This window comes from Halomonas sp. DP8Y7-1 (assembly GCF_019801685.1).
GTDB lineage: Bacteria > Pseudomonadota > Gammaproteobacteria > Pseudomonadales > Halomonadaceae > Halomonas > Halomonas litopenaei_A.
The window spans coordinates 599,712-621,174 of the sequence record NZ_JAHVIN010000003.1 but is presented as its reverse complement, the minus strand read 5'-3'; the positions used below and the strand labels follow the sequence as shown (position 1 = coordinate 621,174).

The 21,463-nt window shown below is 61.2% G+C and carries 20 protein-coding genes and 1 rRNA gene; 16 read left to right on the top strand and 5 right to left on the bottom strand.

Going from position 1 to position 21,463, the window contains the following annotated elements:
• Nucleotides 1-34 precede the first annotated feature (34 nt).
• A 5S ribosomal RNA gene (gene rrf / locus KUV41_RS04600) occupies nucleotides 35-150 on the top strand.
• Between the two features lie 804 nt (nucleotides 151-954).
• Here rrf and KUV41_RS04595 read toward each other — a convergent pair.
• Together KUV41_RS04595 and KUV41_RS04590 are read right to left on the bottom strand one after the other, a co-directional pair.
• On the bottom strand, nucleotides 955-1,512 hold the full coding sequence (locus KUV41_RS04595) for a HutD family protein (protein ID WP_222237782.1): 558 nt from the start codon (nucleotides 1,510-1,512) through the stop codon (nucleotides 955-957).
• Between the two features lie 167 nt (nucleotides 1,513-1,679).
• On the bottom strand, nucleotides 1,680-3,779 hold the full coding sequence (locus KUV41_RS04590) for a TonB-dependent receptor (protein ID WP_222484523.1): 2,100 nt from the start codon (nucleotides 3,777-3,779) through the stop codon (nucleotides 1,680-1,682).
• A gap of 454 nt (nucleotides 3,780-4,233) precedes the next feature.
• On the opposite strand from KUV41_RS04590, the gene KUV41_RS04585 reads away from it, so the two are divergent.
• From KUV41_RS04585 to KUV41_RS04575, 3 genes are read left to right on the top strand one after another with little or no spacing between them, the layout of a single operon-like run.
• On the top strand, nucleotides 4,234-5,259 hold the full coding sequence (locus KUV41_RS04585) for a TRAP transporter substrate-binding protein (protein ID WP_222484521.1): 1,026 nt from the start codon (nucleotides 4,234-4,236) through the stop codon (nucleotides 5,257-5,259).
• Nucleotides 5,260-5,263: 4 nt separating this feature from the next.
• A complete protein-coding gene (locus KUV41_RS04580) occupies nucleotides 5,264-5,791 on the top strand; it encodes a TRAP transporter small permease (RefSeq protein WP_222484519.1) in 528 nt (175 codons plus the stop codon).
• Nucleotides 5,781-7,070 (top strand): TRAP transporter large permease, encoded by a 1,290-nt coding sequence (locus tag KUV41_RS04575; RefSeq protein WP_222484517.1) that lies wholly within the window; start codon nucleotides 5,781-5,783, stop codon nucleotides 7,068-7,070. The genes KUV41_RS04580 and KUV41_RS04575 overlap by 11 nt, the downstream gene beginning before the upstream one ends.
• Before the next feature lie 63 nt (nucleotides 7,071-7,133).
• On the opposite strand, the gene KUV41_RS04570 is transcribed toward KUV41_RS04575, so the two are convergent.
• A complete protein-coding gene (locus KUV41_RS04570; protein ID WP_222484515.1) occupies nucleotides 7,134-8,054 on the bottom strand; it encodes a helix-turn-helix domain-containing protein in 921 nt (306 codons plus the stop codon).
• A 242-nt stretch (nucleotides 8,055-8,296) separates the two neighbouring features.
• Between KUV41_RS04570 and pobA the strand changes: the two genes are divergently transcribed.
• Nucleotides 8,297-9,481, top strand: coding sequence for a 4-hydroxybenzoate 3-monooxygenase (pobA, locus tag KUV41_RS04565; RefSeq protein ID WP_222484601.1), 1,185 nt, complete (start codon nucleotides 8,297-8,299; stop codon nucleotides 9,479-9,481).
• A 100-nt stretch (nucleotides 9,482-9,581) separates the two neighbouring features.
• Complete coding sequence (locus KUV41_RS04560) at nucleotides 9,582-10,373, top strand: ion transporter (RefSeq protein ID WP_222484513.1); 792 nt, start codon at nucleotides 9,582-9,584, stop codon at nucleotides 10,371-10,373.
• 24 nt (nucleotides 10,374-10,397) lie between these two features.
• Here the strand turns inward: KUV41_RS04560 and KUV41_RS04555 are convergent, their stop codons facing one another.
• Both KUV41_RS04555 and KUV41_RS04550 read right to left on the bottom strand, forming a co-directional pair.
• Nucleotides 10,398-10,757: a hypothetical protein gene (locus tag KUV41_RS04555; protein WP_206941753.1), complete on the bottom strand. Its 360-nt coding sequence runs from the start codon at nucleotides 10,755-10,757 to the stop codon at nucleotides 10,398-10,400.
• On the bottom strand, nucleotides 10,747-11,226 hold the full coding sequence (locus tag KUV41_RS04550) for a hypothetical protein (RefSeq protein WP_206941751.1): 480 nt from the start codon (nucleotides 11,224-11,226) through the stop codon (nucleotides 10,747-10,749). The genes KUV41_RS04555 and KUV41_RS04550 overlap by 11 nt, the downstream gene beginning before the upstream one ends.
• 143 nt (nucleotides 11,227-11,369) lie before the next feature.
• Here KUV41_RS04550 and KUV41_RS04545 point away from each other — a divergent pair, with 143 nt between their 5' ends.
• The 10 genes from KUV41_RS04545 to KUV41_RS04500 all read left to right on the top strand — a co-directional run bounded on the left by KUV41_RS04545 (nucleotide 11,370) and on the right by KUV41_RS04500 (nucleotide 21,443).
• A complete protein-coding gene (locus tag KUV41_RS04545) occupies nucleotides 11,370-11,771 on the top strand; it encodes a PepSY domain-containing protein (RefSeq protein WP_224851958.1) in 402 nt (133 codons plus the stop codon).
• 144 nt (nucleotides 11,772-11,915) lie between these two features.
• Nucleotides 11,916-12,593, top strand: coding sequence for a response regulator transcription factor (locus KUV41_RS04540; RefSeq protein ID WP_206941750.1), 678 nt, complete (start codon nucleotides 11,916-11,918; stop codon nucleotides 12,591-12,593).
• Nucleotides 12,590-13,939, top strand: a complete 1,350-nt coding sequence (locus tag KUV41_RS04535) for a sensor histidine kinase (protein ID WP_222484511.1) — start codon at nucleotides 12,590-12,592, stop codon at nucleotides 13,937-13,939. Before KUV41_RS04540 ends, KUV41_RS04535 begins: the two co-directional genes overlap by 4 nt.
• A 68-nt stretch (nucleotides 13,940-14,007) precedes the next feature.
• A complete protein-coding gene (locus tag KUV41_RS04530) occupies nucleotides 14,008-14,961 on the top strand; it encodes a sugar-binding transcriptional regulator (protein ID WP_206941748.1) in 954 nt (317 codons plus the stop codon).
• Between the two features lie 534 nt (nucleotides 14,962-15,495).
• Complete coding sequence (locus tag KUV41_RS04525; RefSeq protein ID WP_409995783.1) at nucleotides 15,496-16,836, top strand: ABC transporter substrate-binding protein; 1,341 nt, start codon at nucleotides 15,496-15,498, stop codon at nucleotides 16,834-16,836.
• Between the two features lie 85 nt (nucleotides 16,837-16,921).
• Entirely contained in the window at nucleotides 16,922-17,812 is an 891-nt protein-coding gene (locus tag KUV41_RS04520; RefSeq protein ID WP_206941746.1) for a carbohydrate ABC transporter permease, read from the top strand.
• 47 nt (nucleotides 17,813-17,859) lie between these two features.
• Complete coding sequence (locus tag KUV41_RS04515) at nucleotides 17,860-18,750, top strand: carbohydrate ABC transporter permease (protein ID WP_206941745.1); 891 nt, start codon at nucleotides 17,860-17,862, stop codon at nucleotides 18,748-18,750.
• A gap of 82 nt (nucleotides 18,751-18,832) precedes the next feature.
• On the top strand, nucleotides 18,833-19,975 hold the full coding sequence (locus KUV41_RS04510; protein ID WP_222484509.1) for an ABC transporter ATP-binding protein: 1,143 nt from the start codon (nucleotides 18,833-18,835) through the stop codon (nucleotides 19,973-19,975).
• A gap of 11 nt (nucleotides 19,976-19,986) precedes the next feature.
• A complete protein-coding gene (locus KUV41_RS04505) occupies nucleotides 19,987-20,664 on the top strand; it encodes an HAD family hydrolase (RefSeq protein ID WP_222162543.1) in 678 nt (225 codons plus the stop codon).
• The gene (locus KUV41_RS04500) at nucleotides 20,661-21,443 is read left to right on the top strand and encodes an L-iditol 2-dehydrogenase (protein ID WP_315900541.1); all 783 of its coding nucleotides are present in this window, start codon (nucleotides 20,661-20,663) and stop codon (nucleotides 21,441-21,443) included. Before KUV41_RS04505 ends, KUV41_RS04500 begins: the two co-directional genes overlap by 4 nt.
• The last annotated feature ends 20 nt before the right edge of the window (nucleotides 21,444-21,463 follow it).

Genomic DNA, 21,463 nt, shown 5'->3' with positions numbered 1-21,463 from the left:
CTTTGTCAGCATTGATATACATTGCCTTTTTTCGCCTGACGACCATAGCGAGTGGGAACCACCTGATCCCTTGCCGAACTCAGAAGTGAAACCGCTCAGCGCCGATGGTAGTGTGGGGTCTCCCCATGCGAGAGTAGGTCATCGTCAGGCATTTACATAAGCAAAAACCCCCGACTCCGAAGGAGTTGGGGGTTTTTGTTTATGTCTGACCGATGACCCTTCCTCGCATGCGAGAGTAGGGTGAGAGCCGCCTGGACAATGCAACGCATTGTCAGGCTCGAACGGGCGAGGGATGTAAAGCCGCTTGCGGCGCCCCGAGCCCAGGCTCAAGGCCACGAAGTGGCCGCAGAGGCGTCAGGCATTTATTCAGAAGAACCCCGATTATCGAGAGATGGTCGGGGTTTTTCGCATGCATGGGTCGACCCCGCTTTTTATGTGTGGGGCCGCACTGCGTGCGGTCCGGCCACTCGCAGGCTCGTGGCGTTCGCCACCCCTTGCAGCTTCGCTGCAGCCCTTGCAAAGAGCTCCAGGGTGACTCACCCCCATGCGACTACCCTGTCGGGAACAGGGGAGAACCGCCGCAGGCGGGCCCTGAGGAACGAAGGGCGAGTCTCAGGGATGAGGCGAGTAAAGACATTGATATCTAGGCGTCATCGTCAGGCAGTTATTCAGAAGAACCCCGATTATCGAGAGATAGTCGGGGTTTTTCTCATATATGGGGAGGCCCGCTCTTTATTTTTGGGGCCGCGCCGATAACCCCCTCGGCGTGGTCCGGCCTAAACCCTTTCCATCAATGACACGTCGATGACGAGGATCGGAGGATAGGAGAAGTCCCGATGTTGAGGCTTTCTCTGAGAAGGAAGGACTATGTCGGGAAGGTCTATCCAGGGAAGGTCTATACAAGGTTCTATACAAGGTTCTATGCAAGGTTCTATGCAAGGCTCTATGCAAGGTCTATGCGGTGAAGGTCGCAAGGATCAGGTCGGAGCTTTCCAGGGCGCGCAAGAATAATCGATCACCTGGCTCTACCATCAGCATGTCCTGGCAGTTGATGATGTCACCGTTGACCAGCTCGAGACGCCCCCGTTCCAGATAGATAGCGCGAACCAAGGCTTCCTCGCGAGATAGGTGAAGCGTTTCCCGTAGTGATAGATGTTGATGGCTGATGTACCCGCGATTGCCGTAGCGAAGGATCAGATTGAAATCCCGATAGAGACCGAAGCTCTGGGTCTGCCACGCGCCGTCAAACGTGCTTGTCTGGAAGCGGCTCAGTCGATCGCTACGCTGCCCTTGGTGTACCAGGTGTGCTTGCCCTTCCAATACCATCAGGTGGCGCTCGTAGCCAATCAAGGGGGTGAACATGCTTTCTTCACTTTCGACCGTCGCCGTGCTCAGGCGTATGTGAAAGTCGCGTCGTGCGTAGTCACTGCCCTCGGGAGCAATGAGCAGTTCTCTTGTTGTGCCGCCAGACCATAGCCGCATGGTCACTTCTGTGGAGCGTCGGATCAGCATGGGCGGTGGAACCAGCGCAAGCTGGACCTCTTGTGACGACGTATCACCTCATCGTCTCAGTGGCCTATGTTGATGTACTTGATCTGGCTCAATAGAGCATGAGGATTCGCTCGCTTCCCAAGGGGAAACGAGCGGATCGGCATGATTTTAGAAGATGCGCGGGAGGGTTAGAACGCCAGTTCTACACCGGCATAGACAGCACGGTCAGGTGCTGGCTCGAAGTAGCGGTCGTTGCTGGCATTGATGCGGACGTTGGCATAGTGATCTTCATCAAACAGATTGCGGATGCCGAGATACGTCGACAGTGTCTGCTCACTGCCCAGACGCCATCCCTTGCCAGCCCTTAGATTGGCTAGCCAGTAGCTGTCGACGTCGACGGTATTGGCGTTGTCCGCCACCATGTCTCCTACATACTGGGTTTCCAGGGTCGCGAAGGGGCTGGTGTCACGGTCGCTGGAGCCATACCAGGTCAGCTGGTTGACCCAGGTGGTCTCGGGCAGACCTGGAAGTCGGTTGCCCTTCAGACCTGCCCCTCCCGCGCTATCAAATTCGTAGCGGGCGAGGGTCAGCGCGGTATACAACTCGAGGTGAGCAGATGGCGCCCAGCCAAGGGCGAGCTCGAGGCCTTCGCGACGGGTATCGCCGAGATTGCTGTAGAAGGTGCGGTCGCTTCCCTCGATCTCGTAAGGCACCAGTTCATCTTTCACCTCGATGGAGAACAAGGTGATGTCGTAGTCCAGGCCACTGGTCAGGGTGCCTCGCGCCCCCACTTCGCGACTCCAGCTCTGCTGTGGCTCCACGTCTGGATTGAAGCCTCCACCTGCTGGATTGGCAAACTCAGAGAAGGTAGGCGTCTCGAAGGCCGTCGAAGTATTAGCATACAGCTGGTGATTCGGGTGATAGCGATAGCTGATGCCGAGGCTGCCATTGGTATCCTCAAAGGTCCGTTGACCGCTCTGGTCGCCATCGCTGGTGAAATCGTCCTCGATGTCCAGCTCGACGCGGTCATGGCGAATACCGGCCGACAGGGTCCATTGCTCGTCGAGCGCAAGATCACCCTGAGCAAAGATTCCCAGGCTTTCGGCAGTCTGCGTCTCATCCGCCACCTCACCGGTAATCTCACCGCTGAAGGCTACCTCCTGCCGGTGTCGATCATCTTCCTGACGCGCGGCATCAACGCCGACCATGCCGTCCAGGGCCATGCCGCCAACATGAAAGCGCTGATGGTACTCCGCGCTACCGCCGAAGTACTGCCGACGGTAGTCAATCAAGCTGTCACCGGGATAGGGCAGCTGTTGCTCGAAGTCGCGCCAGGTGCTGAACCCTTTTATATACAGCTCACCGGGACCGAACCCCAGGTCTTGGTAGAGCAGCCCGAGGACCTGCTGATCCACGTCTTGTCCGGTGTCATATTCCTCGGTGAAGCGACCCGCTTGTCGGCGATCGGCATCCACCTGTTCCGCGGTCAGGGCTCCGGGGTCTTCGGCGCGCGGATTGTCCAGCAGGTTGACGATCGCTGTCAGCCTTCGTTGATCGTCCAGCTCCCGCGAAACCTTGGTGTTGAGAAGGGTCTTTTCAGCGCGGCTATGGTCCCGGTAGCCCGCCAGCTCAAGACGCGACGCATTGATGTGATAGGCCCACTCGTCATGCGTGCCGCCCGTCGACACGGACTGCTTGTTGTAGCCGTCGCTGCCAACTCCGACGCGGATGCGGGTACTGTCATCGGATCTGCCATCGCGGGTAGTCACCGCAATGACACCCCCCGACGCATTGCCGTACTGCACGGCAGAAGGGCCACGAATGACTTCGATGCGTTCTGCGCTATCCAGATCAATGGCATCCAGCTGCGCCTGACCATCGGGCAGGGTGTAGGGGATGCCATCCACCAGGATGGTGACGCCACGCACGCCAAAAGGTGCGCGCGCGCCGAAACCGCGAATGGAGACCCTTGCGCCCTGTGCAAAGTTGTCGCGGTTCTGGATGAACACGCCGGGCACCCGTACCAGAGACTCATCGATCCGTACGCGCTGCTGTCCACGCTGGATCTCCTCTTCATCGACCACTGACATGGCTATGGGGGTTGTCAGCAGCTCGCGTGACAAACGCGAGGCCGTCACGGTCATCGTGGATCCGTCAGTGTGATCAGCCGGTGGCGCCGTGTTCTGTGGCAGGGTTTGAGCCGCGCTTTGAATAGCGGTTTCTGCCACGGCGGGTGAGGCCAGCAGCAACAGCAGGGAGAGGGCAATACCCGGGCGAGGGGGAGTCATGATCGTCCTTGAGGGGAGGGCTGTATCGTTTCAGCACACAATTTTAGTGAAGCAAGCATCTAAGTACCACTTTCGCCCAAGGACTTTTGCTCAGGGGCTTTTTCTCAGGGGCATTGGCTCCAGGGCTTTTACCTCAGGGCTTTTATTCCAAGCCCTGGGCGCCGGGTAGGCGGCCGGTGTTGATGTATGTGTCGACATCTACCGCTGCCGAGAGGGACAGCGTGGGATACCTCTTGCCCGCGATACCGAGTGTCGAAAAGGGCGAGAGAAGCGTGGAGTCGCTGGGTCCTATACCAAAGTCGCTTTTCGTTCGCATTGCGGGTGGTTTACCTTCTTTAACTCAAATAACGAACGCATGTTCTCTATGCGAACATTGCCGTCATTGACGCCAGTGCAGGGAGCCACCTGTTGACGTCAGGCAGTGCCAATAACGACAACGACGGGAGGACCCCCGATGAAGACACCGCTCGCCTGCTTGATGGCAGCGTCGCTGACCGCTTTGGCATGTGCTCAGGCCCAGGCTGCGACGACACTGCGCATGGCGCACTTCTGGCCCGGGGCATCCGGTATCAATACGCAGATTTTCGAACAGTGGGCAAAGGCGGTCGAGGAGGATTCTGGCGGAGACCTGAAGGTGCAGCTGTTCCCTTCCGGCACGCTCGCCAAGGCCGATGATATCTATGAGGCGACGGTCAACGGTATCGCCGATATCGGCGCGACGGCCCAAGGGTACACGGCTGGGCGCTTTCCTCTGTCTCAGGTAGTGGAGCTTCCCGGTGTCTCCGACACTGCGGTACAAGGATCGTGCATCTTGCAGACGCTCTATGACGACGGCCAGATCGCGAGCGAGTACGACGACACTCACGTACTGTTCATGTTCACCACGGGGCCGGGGTACATCCACACTGTCGACACCGACGTGCAAGCGCCCCAGGACCTCGCTGGGCTGCGCATTCGTCGTCCCACCGCGGTGGCGGGGGATATCCTGGAAAACATGGGGGCCAGCCCGGTAGCGATGCCAGCCCCGGACATCTACAGCTCGATGCAGCGCGGCGTGCTGGATGGCCTCAGCTTTCCCTGGGAGGGCATGAAGGGGTTTCGTATCAATGAGCTGGTGGAGTACCACACCCAGGTACCGTTCTATTCCCTGATTTTTGTTGCCACGATGAGTCAGCGCGCCTATGAGCGACTGACGCCGGAACAGCAGGCGGTCATCGATGACAACTCCGGCATGAAGTGGGCGACGAATGCGGGTCAGGTCTTCCATGCCATTGATGAAGTTGGCCATCAGGAGGCAGTGGATGCGGGGCACACCATCCGTGTGATCGACGCGCCTCTTGAGGATGCGGCTTGGGCGCCGCCCCTCGAGCAGGGCATCGACGACTATCTGAGTGGGTTGGAAGAGCGAGGCATCTCACAGGCCCAGGACGTGTATCAGGCGGCGCTTGTCGCACGAGACAGCTGTGGCTCGGTGGAGTGACATCATGCAGCGTTTGATGCTTGGTACCAGCCACTGGCTGGCGCTGCTGTGCCGTGGGCTTGGCGGTCTTTGTCTGGTACTGATGCTGTCCATCACCGTGGCGGATGTGGTCACACGCTATGCACAGCGCCTGTCGGACGGAGCCCTGTCACTTCAGGTCTTCGGCAGTGTCGAGATGGTCAGCTACCTGATGTTGTTTGCCCTGCTGGCGACCATGGCGGCCGCCGTCGAGAAAAGCCAGGTGGTGGTGGAGGCATTTTCTCATCGTCTGCCTGCATCAATTGCCGCGCGACTGCATGGCGGCTACCTGCTCGGCTTTGCACTGTTAGGCGCCGTATTGGCCAGCGGGCTGGTAGGCGCAGCCCACAGCGCAACAGAGTATGGCGAAGTCACTCAGGACCTGCGCCTACCGCTGGGGCCGATCTATCTGACAGCGGCCGTCTTGAGTGCCGTGATGGGCCTGCGCAGCCTGCTGGAGGGAATGCTGGCCATGATCACTGGCCGTGGAGGTGAGGTTTCCCATGGCGACTGAATGGATCGGAGCGATGGGCTTGGCGGTACTGCTGGGGCTGATGATCCTGCGGGTGCCGGTGGCCCTGGCCATGCTGGTGGTGGGAGTCGGTGGTTTCGCGCTCATCATCGATGCAGGCGCCGCTGTCTCCATGCTCAAGTCAGTGCCGGTGGAGGTGCTGTCCAACTACAGCTTCAGTGCGGTCCCCATGTTCATCCTGATGGGCGTATTGGCGGCGCACTCTGGCATGGCCGGCAAGTTGTTCCAGTCGACGCGGGTCATCTGCGGCGGCTGGAAAGGTGGCCTGGCCATCGCCGCAGTGGGCTCCTGCGGAGTGTTTTCGGCCATCTCCGGCTCATCCCTGGCAACGGCCAGTACCATGACCCGTGTGGCCTTGCCAGAGATGGAGCGCTACGGCTACCACCGAGGGCTGGCCACCGGTGCGTTAGCGGCTGGGGGCACCCTGGGCATCATGATCCCTCCCAGCATTGCCCTGCTGATCTACGCCATTCTGACGGAACAGTCGGTGGGCGACATGTTCATGGCGGGCCTGATTCCAGGGCTACTAGGCCTGGTCCTCTACGCGCTCACCGTCAGCGTCGTCATGCGCGTAAAGCCTGGCCTGGCGGTGGCGGGAGAGCCAACTGGCTGGGCCGACAAGCTGGCATCGTTGGGAGGGCTGGTCCCTTTCTTTGGTGTCTTTCTGGTGATGATCCTCGGCATCTACCTGGGCGTCTTTACGCCGACAGAAGGCGCAAGCGTGGGCGCATTTGCCACCTTGCTGTATGCACTGGTCAAGGGCCTGCGTGGCGCCCAGCTGTGGGCAGCGGTTCAGGAAACGCTGGCGCTGTCCGCCGTGGTGTTCTTCATGCTGGTTGGGGCGGAGGCGCTGGGTTACTTCATTTCTCTGTCACGCATCTCGTTTTCGATCAGTGATGCGCTGTTTGCTCTGGAGCTGTCGCCCATCTGGGTGGTCCTGTGCATCTTGTTGATGTACTTCGTGCTGGGCATGTTCATGGACTCCATCGCCATGCTGGTCATCACGGTGCCTGTGGTGTTCCCGATCATTCAGGTGCTGGGTATCGACCCGGTATGGTTTGGCATCATCACCGTGCTGACGGTAGAGCTTGGTTTGATCACCCCTCCGGTGGGCATGAACGTCTTCGTGATCAAGGCCATGGCGCCGCATGTCGGGTTGGGCGAGATCTTCCGTGGCGTGTCGCCCTTTATCGTGTCTGACCTGGTGCGCCTGGCATTGCTGTTGCTGTTTCCCGTGCTGACGACGTTCTTTCTGATGTAGCCGCTGCCTTCCCATGACCGACAAGGCTGCCTGCAGGCGGGCCTTGTCCGTCACGAGGCCCGCTCATGCTCCTGGCGGCGGCGCTGCCCGCTGCTGTCGCTGACGAAAATCCTTGGGCGAGCAGCCCGTCAAGCGTCTGAAAAAACGTGAGAAATACGCCGGCTCTGAAAATCCCAGCCCATCAGCGACCTGGGCAATGGTCAGGTTGGTATAGGTGAGTTCCCGCTTGGCCTCCAGTAGTACCCGCTCATGCATCAGCGCCTGTGCGCCGCGACCTGTAAGGCGCTGACACAAGGCATTGAGATGGGCGGCACTTACGGTGATTTCCGTGGCCAGCTCGGAGACCCTGGGGTGCTGGCGAAAGCGCTGTTCGACCAGCGCCTGGTAGCGCTGTAGATGAACGTGACCCGGGTCTGGTTTTACCCCTGAGATGCGCTGAGAAGGTGGGGTGGCAGCGCGTGCCGCTTCCACCGTCAGTGCCTTGGTCAGTGCATCGAGCAGGACACTGCGATCCCGTGCCGGCCGGCGGTACTCCGCATCGATGTGATCCATCAACCCCACCAGACGCTTCCCCCCTGTGCCGAGGGGCGTTGCCCCTGCCCGGGTCCACACGCGGCTGGCCTCGGGGAGTTCGCGGCGCAGATGGGCCAGCAATGGCGCGGCCAGCGTCAGGATGTGCCCCTGAATCCCTGGCGAGAACGTAAAACCGTGGACGCTAAGGGCCGGTACCAGAATCATCAGCGGCGCCTGGCAGGACAGGCGCTTGCCCTCGAGTTCAAGCTCCACCTCCCCTGATGTCAGCAGCAGCAGATGGCTCAGGTCACTGTGGCGATGGGGATGGATGCGCCAATCATGCAGGCGGCTGCGTTCAGCGATGGATTCGCAGTGAATCAAGTCAGGTGTTGGCCAGCCTTGATGCTCTCCATAAAGGCTAAACGTCGGAATCGGCAGGGGGAGCTCAGAGGTGGTTGACGGCGTCTGCATGGATCACCTCGCGACGGGGCCAGCGCCCATCGACCAGAGTGGTCTGAAGTGCGCACCTGTACGACAAAAGTCAGATGAGCATCTTCGATAAGTCCAAGTAAAAGGGCTTTTCATGCCTTATTTGGCGGTGCTTTGGAGCGAAAAATATCATCACAACCATAACGTCTTCCAACCCCGCTGACGAGGCCACTGCCATGCTTGACTCGATGACTGCATCCGCCCACGAAGATATCGACGAGACGATGACGACCCAGGTGGCGATCATCGGAGCGGGTCCTTCGGGCTTGCTTCTCGGGCAATTGCTGGAGCGTGCTGGCATCGCTACCGTCATTCTCGAGCGCAAGAGCGGCGACTATGTATTGGGACGTATCCGTGCCGGTGTGCTGGAGCAGGGGATGGTCGATCTGCTGCGTGAGGCGGGTGTCAGTGAGCGGATGGAGGCCGAAGGGCTGCCCCATGAGGGCTTTGAGCTGGCTTTCGACAATCGCCGTGCGCGGGTGGACCTGGCGGCGTTGACTGGGGGACAGCGGGTCATGGTGTATGGCCAGACGGAGGTGACGCGAGACTTGATGGCGGCGCGTCAGGCGTCGGGCGCTACGACCTTCTACGAGGCGGACGAGGTGGCGCTGCACGACCTGGAGAGCGCCGATCCTAGCGTGACCTTCATCCACCAGGGTAAGCGCTACCATCTGCACGCCCAGTATGTGGCTGGCTGCGATGGATACCATGGGGTGTCACGTCGCACGATTCCTGACGAGCGATTGAAGACCTTCGAGCGGGTCTACCCCTTTGGCTGGCTTGGGCTGCTGTCCGATACTCCGCCGGTGACTCATGAGTTGATCTATGCACGCCACGAGCGGGGCTTTGCGCTGTGCAGCATGCGCTCGGTCCAGCGCAGCCGCTACTATCTCCAGGTATCACTGGATGACACGGTCGATGACTGGTCCGATGAGCGTTTCTGGCAGGAGTTGAAGCAACGCTTGCCGAATGATGTCGCTCAACAGCTGGTCACGGGGCCCTCGATCGAGAAGAGCATTGCACCGCTTCGCAGCTTTGTGGTGGAACCGATGCAATTTGGCCGCCTTTTCCTGGTGGGGGATGCGGCACACATCGTTCCTCCTACCGGAGCCAAGGGGCTTAATCTGGCGGCGAGTGATGTCAGTACCCTGTACCGCCTGATGGTCAAGGTGTTCGAGGATGGCCGCACAGACCTGCTGGAGCGCTACTCGGAGGTTTGCCTCAGGCGTATCTGGAAAGCCGAGCGTTTTTCCTGGTGGATGACGTCGATGCTGCACCGCTTTAGTGATGAAGAGACTTTCGATGAGCGCATGCAGCTGGCCGAACTTGATTACCTGACAGGGTCACGGGCAGGCTTGACCACGCTGGCTGAAAACTATGTGGGGTTGCCCTACGAAGCGCTGGAGTGAGTTGTCGTTGACGCCGAGGTGTTGCCGGCGGCCTTGCTGCTAGGCAGCCCGACATGCTTCGCGTAAGGTCAAGGATGACCCGTCCATCGACCCGAACACCATGAATCAAGAGCGTCTATCTCCGTTTCAGATCCTGATCCTGATCCTGTCCTTTTATGTTATTGGCGCCATGGCTGTGCAGGAGCTGCATGACCTGCCGCCGGAAGTCGATGATCTGATTTCCAAGCTGGACTTTGTTGTCTGTGGCTTCTTTCTCGCGGACTTTGTGATCCGTTTCAGCCAGGCAGACAGCAAATGGCGTTTCATGCGCTGGGGATGGATTGACCTGCTTGCCAGCATACCCGCCAGCTTCTTTATGGCAGGGCGACTGGTGCGGGTGGTACAGGTGATCCGGATGCTGCGTGCGATCAAGTCGCTTAGCCTGATCTGGAATTTGCTGTTCCGCAACAAGGCCAAGGGGATCTTTGCCTCGGTGGCATCCGCGACGGTGCTGCTGCTGATCTTCGGCTCGGTGGTCATCCTGGTCGTCGAGGGGCCAAATCCCAATAGCCAGATCAATACCGCTGAAGAAGCACTGTGGTGGGCGTTCGTGACGGTGACGACGGTAGGGTACGGCGACTTCTATCCGGTCACGACCCTGGGCCGTGTGGTGGCTGCCCTGTTGATGGTCGCGGGGGTCAGTCTGTTCGGTAGTTTCGCGGCGTATGTCGGTTCGCTGTTCATCGGTGACCAGGAAGACGAAACCAGCCGATTGCACCGGGCGCAGCGGGACATGTTGCGAGAGCTCGCTCGGGAAGTACGCGAACTGAAGACGGAAGTCGTGGCGTTGCGCCAAGAGCTGGCACAGCGAGACGACCAGCGCGATACGCCCCGGGATGACGTCAGTCGCTGACGGTCCATCCAGGGGCGCCGTCTATCAGGATGACTTGACCTCGCATTGCCCCTCCCAGACTCGCGCTGAGTCGTGATGCGCGGCACGGCTGGTCATTCCGGGGGTGATGTCATCTGCATGGTCTGCGCGGTAGGTTTCCATGCGCTTTTTCATGCGGTGGCGGACGAAGGGCATCAGCGCCAGACCGACGAGACTCAAGGTCAGGGCCATCAGCGTCGCGAAGACCAGTGTGACCATGCCGATCAGACTGACCAGTACGAGTCGCAGGCCGCTGGGGCGCTGCGCGGTTCGGGCTTGGCGAGCGCGCTGCTGCCATTGGGACGCCGCCCTCCAGGCGGCGTTTTGCTGGTATTCGTGGGTAAAGCGCGATTGATCAGTCGTCATGCTGAACTCCAGTGACATCGAAGGTATCTCGATCAAGACGAATCTCGATCTCCTGATGTTGGGCGTCGTAGCCTTCGATCTCGATATCGCCCATACGGTCGACATCCAATGAGCCGAACAGTTCCAGGCCCGCCTGCTGTGCGGCGTCCAGGGCCTGGGAGACCTCGTCGCCACTCAGGCTCCACTCTGGGAGCTGACCCTCTCGCTGCTGCTCTCGCAGGATGCTGGCGTCGTCCAGCGACATATCGACATCAAGCCGCCAGCCGTCGTCACGCCAGCCTTCTGCCTCAAAGCGATGGCCATCGTCGACGCCGAGTTCGTCGTAGCTGGCGAAGCCGTATTCGCCGGTACTGGTCAGCAGCCGATCGAGCTCTTCGCGGCTGATGCCTCCGTCATCGGCCAGCGCCGAGGTGGCGAAAGCGCCGGTGAGGGTCAGTGCGGCCAGGCTGAGGGTAACTGTTCTGTTCATGTGCGGACTCCTTGCGCTGTTGAAGGTATGCTCACCACATACTGCTGTCCGGTGAGTGAGGCCATCCTGTCACGGGCAACCTGTCACCAGCCTGACGTTGTCGTTCATGTTTCGTTCATCTCAGCTACTTCAGACTGTCTGTCATGAAATATGTAAAACACTCTTTAGTCGTCGCGCTGCTAGTGGCCAGCGCTCTGCAGCTGCCCTACCTGGCCCAGGTCGACGGCCTCCAGCATCTTGCACGCCAGTCGCTCGGCGTGGGCGACGCCATGGCCGATGACGACTGGCGTAACCTGCATCAGGAAGTTCATGAAGGACGTCTGGTCGCACTGCCCACACTGCTGGACTGGCTGGATGAGCGCTACGACGGACAGGTGCTGGAAGTCGAGCTGGAGCGGGAAGATGGCGTAGCGATCTACGAGATCGAGATGGTCGGCGCCCAGGGACAGGTGGTCGAGTTTGAATTCGACGGTCGCAACGGTGAGCTGAAGGCGATTGAAGGGGTGGGCATCGACGCCATGAGACGTCAGCCTTCGGCACCTTAGCGCTCGCTTTTATCGAGCAAGCCCCTTTCTAGAGAACCCCTGACGAGTGAGACTCTGTCGATCAAGCCCCTGTCGAGCAAGCCCCTTTCTAGCAAGCCCCTTTCTAATAAGCCCCTAGCGAAACGGATGTCAGGAGACGTAGTCATGAAAATTCTACTGGTCGAGGACGACCAGGCGTTGAGTGAGGCGCTAGCGGAATCTCTCGGCGAGGGTGGGCTATTGGTGGAAGCGGCGACCAATGGCAGTGATGCGGACTTCCTGCTGCGAACCGAACGCTATGACGCGGTGATCCTGGACCTGGGACTGCCGGACGGAGACGGTACCCGCTGGCTGGCGCAGTGGCGCGACGATAGCATCGACTTGCCCGTCCTGGTGTTGACCGCCCGCGAACGCTGGTCGGACAAGGCGGCAGGCTTTTCAGCCGGGGCAGACGATTACGTCACCAAACCCTTCGAGACCGCCGAGGTGCTGTTCCGATTGCGCGCCTTGGTGCGGCGCAGCCACGGTCACTCTCATCCGGTACTGAATGCCGGTGCCTTGAGTCTGGATACCCACACCGGTGCCGTATCCGTGGCCGGACGGCCGGTATCCTTGACGGCCCACGAATCGCGCCTGCTGTCTTACCTGATGCACGCCAGGGACCGTGTGGTCAGTCGTACGGAGCTGGCTGAGCACGTCTACGATCGCGATCACGAGCCTGACTCCAACGTTATCGATGTGCAGATCAGTCGGTTGCGGCGAAAGCTGGGAAGTGAGCGCATTGTGACCCGTCGCGGTGAGGGTTATCGGCTGGTCACGCCAGATAACGAGTCTACGTCGTGAAGGCCACCACAGGCTCGCTGTCGCGGCGCCTGATTGTCGCCTCGTTGGTGCTGGTGCTGGTGATCGTGCCGCTGGTGGGGGCAGGACTCTCCTACAGCTTCCGTGAATCGGCCTCGGCGTCCTTCGACGAACGGCTGTCATCCATGCACCGAGTGCTGCTGGCCGCCCTGGAGCGGGATCCGGTCAGTGGTGAACTGATCGTCACTGACAGCCTCGGCGACTCGCGCTTTGGTCAGGTGTTTTCGGGCTGGTACTGGCAGATCAGCGATGGCCAGGGCCTGTCCCGGGGCTCTCGTTCCCTCTGGGATCAGCGCCTGCCGACGGACGGCCGTGCGGGTACCCACTGGCGCAACATCGAAGGCCCGCGAGGCCAGCCGCTGCGACTGGTGGAGCGCACCCTCACGCTGTCCCACCACCCCCATCCGGTGGTGATCAGCCTGGCGGTCAGCCGACAGGAACTGGATACCGAGGTCGCTCGCTTCGAGTGGCTGCTGTGGTTGTCCTTGCTGGCGCTGGGAACGCTGCTGCTGGCTGGCCTGGCAGCACAGATTCGTTGGGGGCTGGCGCCACTTCGCTCGCTGTACGCGGACCTGGCCGCGGTCAAGGCGGGGCAGCGTGAGCGCCTGGACACCCAACTGCCAACGGAACTTGCCGAACTTGCGGCCACCATGAATGACGTGCTCGATCATGATCGTCGCTTGATCGAGCGAGGAAGGGCAACCGCCGGCAATCTGGCGCATGCCTTGAAAACCCCGGTCAGCGTGCTGATGACGCGTGTCGAGAAGCTGCCTGCGGCAGAGCGGGACAAGATGCGACAAGAGCTTGAGCGCATCAATGCCGCGGTTCGCCATCACCTGGCGCGGGCCAGTGCTGCGGGCAGCAGCGCGCTCGCCGCCGAGGTACACGTTGGTCAGGTGCTGGCGCCCGTGCTGGAGGGACTGACCCGCCTGGCGGATCGGCGGGGCGTTCGGGTCAGTATCTTGCTGGCCGACGAGCTGGCACTGCGTATCGATCCCAATGACCTGCAGGAGCTGGTAGGCAACTTGCTGGAGAACGCGATCGACTGGGCAGCATCGCGAGTGACGCTCAGCATTCAGCGTGAGTCGCGAGCGCTATGCTTGTGCCTCGATGATGACGGTCCTGGCATGAGCGAGGATGAGCGCGCCGCGGTACTGCGTCGCGGCGTGCGCCTGGACGAGCAGCGGCCTGGCAATGGGTTGGGACTGGCCATCGTGGAAGAGTTGGTAGAACTGTATGGCGGTGAACTCGCGCTTGAAGCCGCGCCGCTGGGGGGCTTGCGCGTGAAGGTCAAGCTGCCGGCTGGCGCTTCGTCGGCGCAGCGCTAGGCGCGTCCATTGTGCCAGTGCGGTTGGCTTGCGATGATGCGCTAGTGAATCAGTGAGAGAGATGGCGTGTGGACAAGTTCGAGGTCAAGCTGGATCAGGCTGCCAGGGCCGCCTGGTTGTCGTATGTCGGTGGTCAGACCCAAGATGAAATTGCGGCGCAGCTTGGGGTATCTCGTCCTGGGGTTCAGCGTCTGCTGGCGTTGGCCCGGCAGGAAGGCCTGGTCAAGGTCCACATCGATCATCCGGTCGCCCATTGCACAGCCCTGTCCCAGGCGATCCGCGAGCGCTTTGCGCTCGCCTATTGTGACGTCGTGCCGGTGGCTGCAGGTACGGCGGACAGTGCCCCCTATCTCGCGGTAGCCGGCGCCGAGCGTCTGTCCCGCATTATCGAGCGAAGCGAGCCGCAGACGCTGTCACTAGGCTCAGGGCGCTCGATTCGCGCCATGGTGGAAGCATTGAGTCGCATCGAGCGTCCTCAGCATCGCTTTGTCTCGCTGGTCGGCAACGTGGCTCGCGATGGTTCCTCCAACCGCTATGACGGCGTGATGGTGGCGGCGGACAAGACCGGCGGCGAACGTTTTCTACTACCGACCCCGGTGGTGGCCAGCAGCGTCGAAGAAAAGCGTGCTCTGGCCGCTCAGCCGCTGTTTCGCGCCATCGGTGAGGTGGCAAGCCAAGCCTGTGTGGCGTTTGTCGGGGTAGGGCGCATTGACCGCCAGGCCACGCTGTTTCAGGACCACTTCATCAGCGAAATCGAGCTCGAGGAGCTGCTGGCGCTCGATGCGGTGGGTGAGCTGGTTGGCTGGCCGATGGACGCCAATGGTGTCCTGATCGACTGCTCCACCAGCAGGCGGGTCACCAGCCTGCCCCTGCAGACATTGCAGCATCAGTCACTGGTGGCGGTGGCTGGCGGACGCGACAAGGGGGCGGCCATCCTGGCGGCTCTGCGAGGAGGCTGGTTGTCGAGTCTGATTACCGACGACCAGGCCGCTCGCTATATCGTGGATCGGTTAGCCTCCTGACCCTCTCTTGGTCACCCCAGTCATGTCCCCGCTGTCATCGCCCTGATGGGGCTTCCCGCCGTTGCACCGTAAACCTTTGAGTAGGGCGCATTATTCTGTGGACGCTGCCACGGGGTTTGCCCGGCAAACAGCGCAAAGCGATCAGGCCTACCGCTAAAGTCTAAGGGTCTGCGCTTTGCGTTTTCTGGTGTCCTGTTCGATCATTTGATCATTGCTTGATTTGATTGATCAGAAATCAGCGTAAGGATTCCACGCGGGTTCCATGGACCACACGCTGAAGGGTTGATCACAAGCCTATTGGTTGATCGGAAGCAGGTGAGTTGGTCAGAAGTGGATGTGTTTCATCAGAACGGGCACGTGCAGCGCAGCAGCGAACCCGATGCGCGTTACCTGCGGTACTGAGCCAATGGCTGCCGCGCTTCCGCCGCTAACCCCTGGTGGCTCTGGTCACACAACAACAAGCCCCGCAGGGGCCAATAACAGGAGTACGTCATGAAGCAGCGTCATTCTCAGCCCTACGCTAGCCGCTATCCCATCCGTTATCCCCTTCACTCTCCCATCCGCTATCTGTCCGCGCTGGCATACCTGTCGGGCAGCGCCCTCGCCGTCAGCGTCGGTGCCGCCCAGGCCGATACCATCACTGTTGCCACCGTCAACAATAACGACATGGTGATCATGCAGAGCCTGACCGAAGAATTTGAAAAGGCACATCCTGATATCACCCTCGATTGGGTGGTGCTGGAAGAGAACGTGCTACGCCAGCGCATGACAACGGATATTGCGACCCAGGGTGGTCAGTTCGATGTCATGACCATTGGCAGTTATGAAGCCCCGATATGGGCCGAGCGTGGCTGGCTCGAGCCACTGAACGAGCTGCCCGCCGACTACCAGGTCGATGACCTGCTGGGACCGGTGCGTGATGGCCTGAGCCATGACGGCACGCTGTACGCGGTGCCGTTCTATGCAGAGAGTTCGATGCTGTACTTCCGCAAGGATCTGTTTGCCGAGGCAGGTATCGACATGGTCGAGCAGCCCACCTGGACGCAAGTGCGGGACTGGGCCGAGCAGCTCCACGATCCAGACAACGATGTCGCGGGCATCTGCCTGCGTGGCAAGCCTGGCTGGGGTGAGAACATGGCGTTCGTCTCGACCATGATCAATACCTTTGGCGGTCGCTGGTTCGATATGGACTGGCAGGCACAGATCGATAGCCCGGCCTGGCAGGAGGCCGTGTCGTTCTACGTGGATCTGCTCGACAACTACGGCCCTGCTGGTGCCAGCTCGAATGGATTCAACGAGAACCTGGCCCTGTTTTCGCGCGGCAACTGCGCCATGTGGGTCGATGCCACGTCTGCCGCGGGCAAGCTGTTCAACCCTGAGGAGTCCGAGGTGGCCGCTGAGCTCGGCTTCGCCCCGGCGCCAGTGGCCGAAACGCCCAAGGGATCCCACTGGCTGTGGTCCTGGGCGCTGGCGATTCCTACCTCCTCCGATGCCAAGGAAGCGGCACGCACCTTCGTGACCTGGGCGACCTCCCAGGAGTACGTGGCACTGGTTGGCGAGCGTGAAGGCTGGACCAGCGTGCCTCCTGGTACCCGCCAGTCTACCTACGACCATCCCAGCTATGTCGAGGCCGCGCCTTTCGCCAGCTTCGTGGTCGACGCGATCCGCAATGCCGACCCCCTGGACTCGAGCCTCGAGCCCAATCCCTATGTCGGGGTCCAGTTTGTCGGCATCCCTGAGTTCCAGGCCATTGGCACGCAGGTAGGCCAGATGGTGGCCTCTGCGTTGACCGGCGATACCAGCGTCGAACAGGCGCTGGCGGCAGCGCAGCGTGCAACGGAGCGCACCATGGCACGAGCGGGTTACACCGACTGATACATGCACGCGGGCCGGCCGTTCGGCTGGCCCTTGGCCTTTCCACCCGGGACGCCGTCCCGGGGCTCGAGCAGGCATGACCCTTATGAACAAGAATCGAACTTCCGGACGTACCGTCGGGGGCTTGAGAACCCTGTCGCTGCAGGCCCCGGCTGTCACTCTACTGTTGCTATGGATGATAGTGCCGCTGGCGATGACCATCTGGTTCTCGTTTCAGCGCTATAACCTGCTGATGCCCGGCATGACCGGCTTTGCCGGCGTCGAAAACTACGAATACCTGCTGACAGATCCGGCGCTGTGGTCGGCGATGGGAACGACGCTGCTGCTGGTGGGATGGGTGCTGGTCATCACCGTGGTCGGCGGCACCTTGCTGGCAGTGCTGTTCCAGCAGGAGTTTTTAGGACGAGGCATTGCCCGGGTGCTGGCCATCTCGCCGTTCTTCGTCATGCCGACGGTCAGCGCGCTGGTGTGGAAGAACATGATGATGCACCCCGCCAACGGCGTGCTGGCCTGGTTGGCGGAAAGCCTGGGACTGCCGGCCCTGGACTGGTTTTCCAGCCTGCCGCTGACCTCCATCATCATCATTGTGTCGTGGCAGTGGCTGCCCTTCGCCCTGCTGATACTGCTGACCGCCATGCAATCACTGGATGACGATCAGGTCGAGGCGGCGCGCATGGACGGCGCGGGGCCCCTGGCCATCTTCTTCTACATCACCCTGCCTCACCTGAAGCGCGCGATCAGCGTGGTCGTGATGATCGAGATGATCTTCCTGCTGACCATCTTCGCCGAGATCTTTGTGACCACGTCCGGGGGACCGGGGCTGGCGACCACCAACCTGGCGTATCTCATCTATATTCGGGCGCTGCTCGACTTCGATGTGGGGACCGCGTCAGCCGGTGGGGTCATCGCCATCATTCTGGCCAATATCGTTGCCATCTTTCTGGTGCGAATGGTCGCCAAGAATCTCGAACAGTAGCGCCTTCTGCGCCTGTCCGACCACCCTACGTTCATGAGGTGCCTGCCATGACCACGTCTCCCTCCACCGCCTCGGCCATTCGCTCGGCCCCGGCCGCTGCCGAGCGGGGCGCCGCCGCGCAACGCGCCCAGCGCTGGCGCAAGCTGGGTATTACCCTGCTGGGCTGGGGTGTGGCCCTGACGATCTTCTTTCCGATCTTCTGGATGATCCTTACCGGCTTCAAGACCGAGGCCGAGGCAATTGCCGACCCCAGTCTGATCTTCACGCCGACCCTGGACAGCTACGTCGAGGTTCAGGAGCGTGCCGACTACATCAAGTTTGCCTGGAACAGCGTGGTGGTGTCGTTCGGTTCGACCTTGCTGGCACTGCTGATCGCGATTCCTTCTGCCTACGCCATGGCGTTTCTGCCGACCAAGCGAACCAAGGGCACGCTGCTCTGGATGCTGTCGACCAAGATGCTGCCGTCGGTCGGTGTGCTGGTGCCTATCTACCTGCTGTTTCGTGATATCGGCCTGCTGGATACCCGCCTTGGCCTGACCATCGTCTACACCTTGATGAATCTGCCGATCGTGGTGTGGATGCTTTACACCTTCTTCAAGGATCTGCCCAAGGACATTCTCGAGGCAGGCCGCATGGACGGCGCAGGCACCCTTCAGGAGGTCTGGTATCTGCTGCTGCCGCTGACGCTGCCGGGAATCGCTTCCACCGGCCTGCTGTCGGTCATCCTGAGCTGGAACGAAGCGTTCTGGAGCCTCAATCTCACCACCTCCCAGGCGGCGCCGCTGACCGCCTACATCGCGTCGTTCTCCAGTCCCGAGGGCCTGTTCTGGGCCAAGCTGTCGGCGGCCTCGACCATGGCCATCGCGCCGATTCTGATCTTTGGGTGGTTGACGCAAAAGCAGATGGTGCGCGGCCTCACCTTTGGTGCGGTCAAGTAGTCGCGGTGGCAACGACTCGATGCGATATCAGTTTTTTGCGGTGGCGTCGTGACGCCCCGAACGGAACAACGAGGATAACAAGATGGCGACACTCAACCTCCATCAGGTCACCAAGAGCTTCGGCGATACCCACGTCATCAAGGGCGTCGACCTGGTGGTCAAGGATCAGGAATTTGTGGTTTTTGTCGGCCCTTCGGGCTGTGGCAAGTCGACGCTGTTGCGCATGATCGCGGGACTCGAGAGCACCAGCGGCGGCGACATCGTGATCGATGACCAGCGGGTCAACGAGCTTGGCCCGGCAGAGCGTGGGCTGGCCATGGTGTTCCAGAGTTATGCGCTCTACCCCCATATGACGGTGGAAGACAATATGGGCTTCAGCCTCAAGCTGGCTGGCGTTTCTCAGCAGGAGCGTCGCCAGAAAGTGCTTGAGGCGGCAAAGATTCTGCAGCTTGAGCCGCTGCTGGAGCGCAAGCCCAAGGCCCTGTCCGGCGGCCAGCGCCAGCGGGTCGCCATCGGCCGCGCCATCGTCCGCAATCCCAGCATCTTCCTGTTCGACGAGCCGCTGTCCAATCTGGATGCGGCGCTGCGTGTGCAGATGCGCATTGAGCTGGCGCGCCTGCACGAAGAGCTCAAGGCGACCATGATCTACGTGACCCATGATCAGATCGAGGCCATGACCATGGCCGACAAGATTGTGGTCCTGCAAGGCGGCGTGGTCGAACAGGTGGGATCCCCGATGGAGCTGTATCACCATCCGCGCAATCGCTTTGTGGCGGGTTTCATCGGTTCGCCCAAGATGAATTTCCTCAAGGTCGAGGCTCGCTCCTCGGATGCCCAGGGAGTGACGGTCACAGTACCGGGGGGCGAGAGCGTCAAGGTACCCGTGGAAGGCGACGCCATCACCGCGGGGCAGGCACTCGAGCTGGGCATCCGCCCTGAGCATCTGATGCTGGATGACCAGGGTCCGCTGGCGGCCAGGGTCAGCGTTATCGAACGCCTGGGCGGCCAGACGTCGCTGTACGTGGAGATGGATGGCGAACTGCTGACGCTGATGGTGGACGGCGATGTCGGTCACCGCGTGGGAGATCAGATTCGCTTCGGTTTCGCACCGTCCCGAGCCCACCTGTTCGATGAGCAGGGGCTGGCGCTTGCCGGCCTGGAACGCCACCCGCTGGCCTCGCTGACCCGTCAGGATAACCGCGCTGCCAGTACCGCTGACGCGTGAGGAGCCGCTGCATGATGCTGATATTCGATTGTGATGGAGTGCTGGTGGATAGCGAAGTCATCGCCGAGGCGACCCTGGCCGAGCGGCTGAGCAGCTGGCTGCCGGATCTGGATATCGAGGCCGCCCTGAACGCGGCCTTGGGGCAGACCACCGAGGCGATATTGGCGTCCCTGGAGTCACTCAGCACTCACCAATTGCCCTCAAGGGCGCTCGAGCGGCTGGATGATGAGATCGAAGCGCGGCTGGCCGAGCAGCTTCAGGCGGTGGATGGCGTAGCCCAGGCCCTGGCGGTCATCCCACAGGCCAAGGCCGTGGTCTCCAACAGTCGGCGCCAGCGGGTGGAAGCCTCGCTGGCCCACACCGGGCTGGATCAGCTGTTGGCTCAGGCCCCGATCTTCTGTGCGGAACAGGTCGCACGGCCCAAGCCAGATCCTGCCGTTTATCAGCTCGCCGCGGCGACCCTGGGCGTGGCCCCTGAGGCCTGCCTGGTGGTCGAGGACTCCCTGGCGGGGGCAACCGCCGCACGCGCGGCGGGGATGACGGTCATTGGTTTCGTCGGCGCCAGCCACCTCGCGCCAGGCCATGCCGAGCGCCTGGAGCACCTGGGAGTCTGGAAGGTGATGACCCACATGGACCAGCTGCCTGGCTTGTGGGGCATCTGGCGCCAACAGCAGGAGCAACGAGCATGATGAACGGCCAGCTCAAGGACAAGGTAGCGGTCATCACCGGCGGTGCACGTGGCATCGGTCTGGCGATCGCACAGCGCTACGCTGAGGAAGGCGCCACAGTGGTCATTGCCGATATCGACCAGCGGGCGATCGACCAGGCGCTGGAAGGTGTTGCCCCCGAGCGGGGAATGGGGGTGGTGCTGGATGTGCGTGACCAGGCTTCGGTCGACGCCATGGTGCAGGATGTGCGGCAGCGCTTCGGCGGCATTGATGTGCTGGTCAATAATGCGGCGGTATTTGGCATGGCGCCGGTGTTGGAGGTCACCGAGGCTGACTTTGACCGTCAATTTGCCGTCAACGTGAAAGGGCTCTTCTTCACCCTGCAGGCGGTGGCGCGAGCGATGGTGGAGGACGAACGCCGAGGTGCCATTATCAATATGGCGTCCCAGGCGGGCCGTCGCGGTGAGCCGCTGGTGAGCACCTATTGCGCGACCAAGGCAGCCGTCATCAGTCTGACCCAGTCCTGCGCGCTCGACCTGATCCGTCACGGGATTCGCGTCAATGGCATCGCGCCGGGAGTGGTGGATACCCCCATGTGGGATGAGGTAGATGCGCTGTTTGCGCGCTACGAAGGACGGCCTCAAGGAGAGAAGAAGCGACTGGTGGGGGAGTCGGTACCCTACGGCAGGATGGGACGCCCGGAGGATCACGTGGGCGCGGCGGTGTTCCTCGCCAGTCGTGAGAGTGACTACATCGTCGCCCAGACACTCAATGTCGACGGCGGCAATTGGATGAGTTGAGCCGCTGGCTCTCGGGAGGT

Excerpts from the sequence above, each read along its gene's own strand:
- pobA (WP_222484601.1), top strand. The coding sequence starts at position 8,297 with ATGACGACCCAGGTGGCGATCATCGGAGCGGGTCCTTCGGGCTTGCTT.
- KUV41_RS04575 (WP_222484517.1), top strand. The coding sequence starts at position 5,781 with ATGGCGACTGAATGGATCGGAGCGATGGGCTTGGCGGTACTGCTGGGG.
- KUV41_RS04515 (WP_206941745.1), top strand. The coding sequence starts at position 17,860 with ATGACCACGTCTCCCTCCACCGCCTCGGCCATTCGCTCGGCCCCGGCC.
- KUV41_RS04540 (WP_206941750.1), top strand. The coding sequence starts at position 11,916 with ATGAAAATTCTACTGGTCGAGGACGACCAGGCGTTGAGTGAGGCGCTA.
- KUV41_RS04555 (WP_206941753.1), bottom strand. The coding sequence starts at position 10,757 with ATGACGACTGATCAATCGCGCTTTACCCACGAATACCAGCAAAACGCC.
- KUV41_RS04500 (WP_315900541.1), top strand. The coding sequence starts at position 20,661 with ATGATGAACGGCCAGCTCAAGGACAAGGTAGCGGTCATCACCGGCGGT.
- KUV41_RS04560 (WP_222484513.1), top strand. The coding sequence starts at position 9,582 with ATGAATCAAGAGCGTCTATCTCCGTTTCAGATCCTGATCCTGATCCTG.
- KUV41_RS04520 (WP_206941746.1), top strand. The coding sequence starts at position 16,922 with ATGAACAAGAATCGAACTTCCGGACGTACCGTCGGGGGCTTGAGAACC.
- KUV41_RS04505 (WP_222162543.1), top strand. The coding sequence starts at position 19,987 with ATGATGCTGATATTCGATTGTGATGGAGTGCTGGTGGATAGCGAAGTC.
- KUV41_RS04585 (WP_222484521.1), top strand. The coding sequence starts at position 4,234 with ATGAAGACACCGCTCGCCTGCTTGATGGCAGCGTCGCTGACCGCTTTG.
- KUV41_RS04545 (WP_224851958.1), top strand. The coding sequence starts at position 11,370 with ATGAAATATGTAAAACACTCTTTAGTCGTCGCGCTGCTAGTGGCCAGC.
- KUV41_RS04590 (WP_222484523.1), bottom strand. The coding sequence starts at position 3,779 with ATGACTCCCCCTCGCCCGGGTATTGCCCTCTCCCTGCTGTTGCTGCTG.
- KUV41_RS04510 (WP_222484509.1), top strand. The coding sequence starts at position 18,833 with ATGGCGACACTCAACCTCCATCAGGTCACCAAGAGCTTCGGCGATACC.
- KUV41_RS04595 (WP_222237782.1), bottom strand. The coding sequence starts at position 1,512 with ATGCTGATCCGACGCTCCACAGAAGTGACCATGCGGCTATGGTCTGGC.
- KUV41_RS04580 (WP_222484519.1), top strand. The coding sequence starts at position 5,264 with ATGCAGCGTTTGATGCTTGGTACCAGCCACTGGCTGGCGCTGCTGTGC.
- KUV41_RS04570 (WP_222484515.1), bottom strand. The coding sequence starts at position 8,054 with ATGCAGACGCCGTCAACCACCTCTGAGCTCCCCCTGCCGATTCCGACG.
- KUV41_RS04550 (WP_206941751.1), bottom strand. The coding sequence starts at position 11,226 with ATGAACAGAACAGTTACCCTCAGCCTGGCCGCACTGACCCTCACCGGC.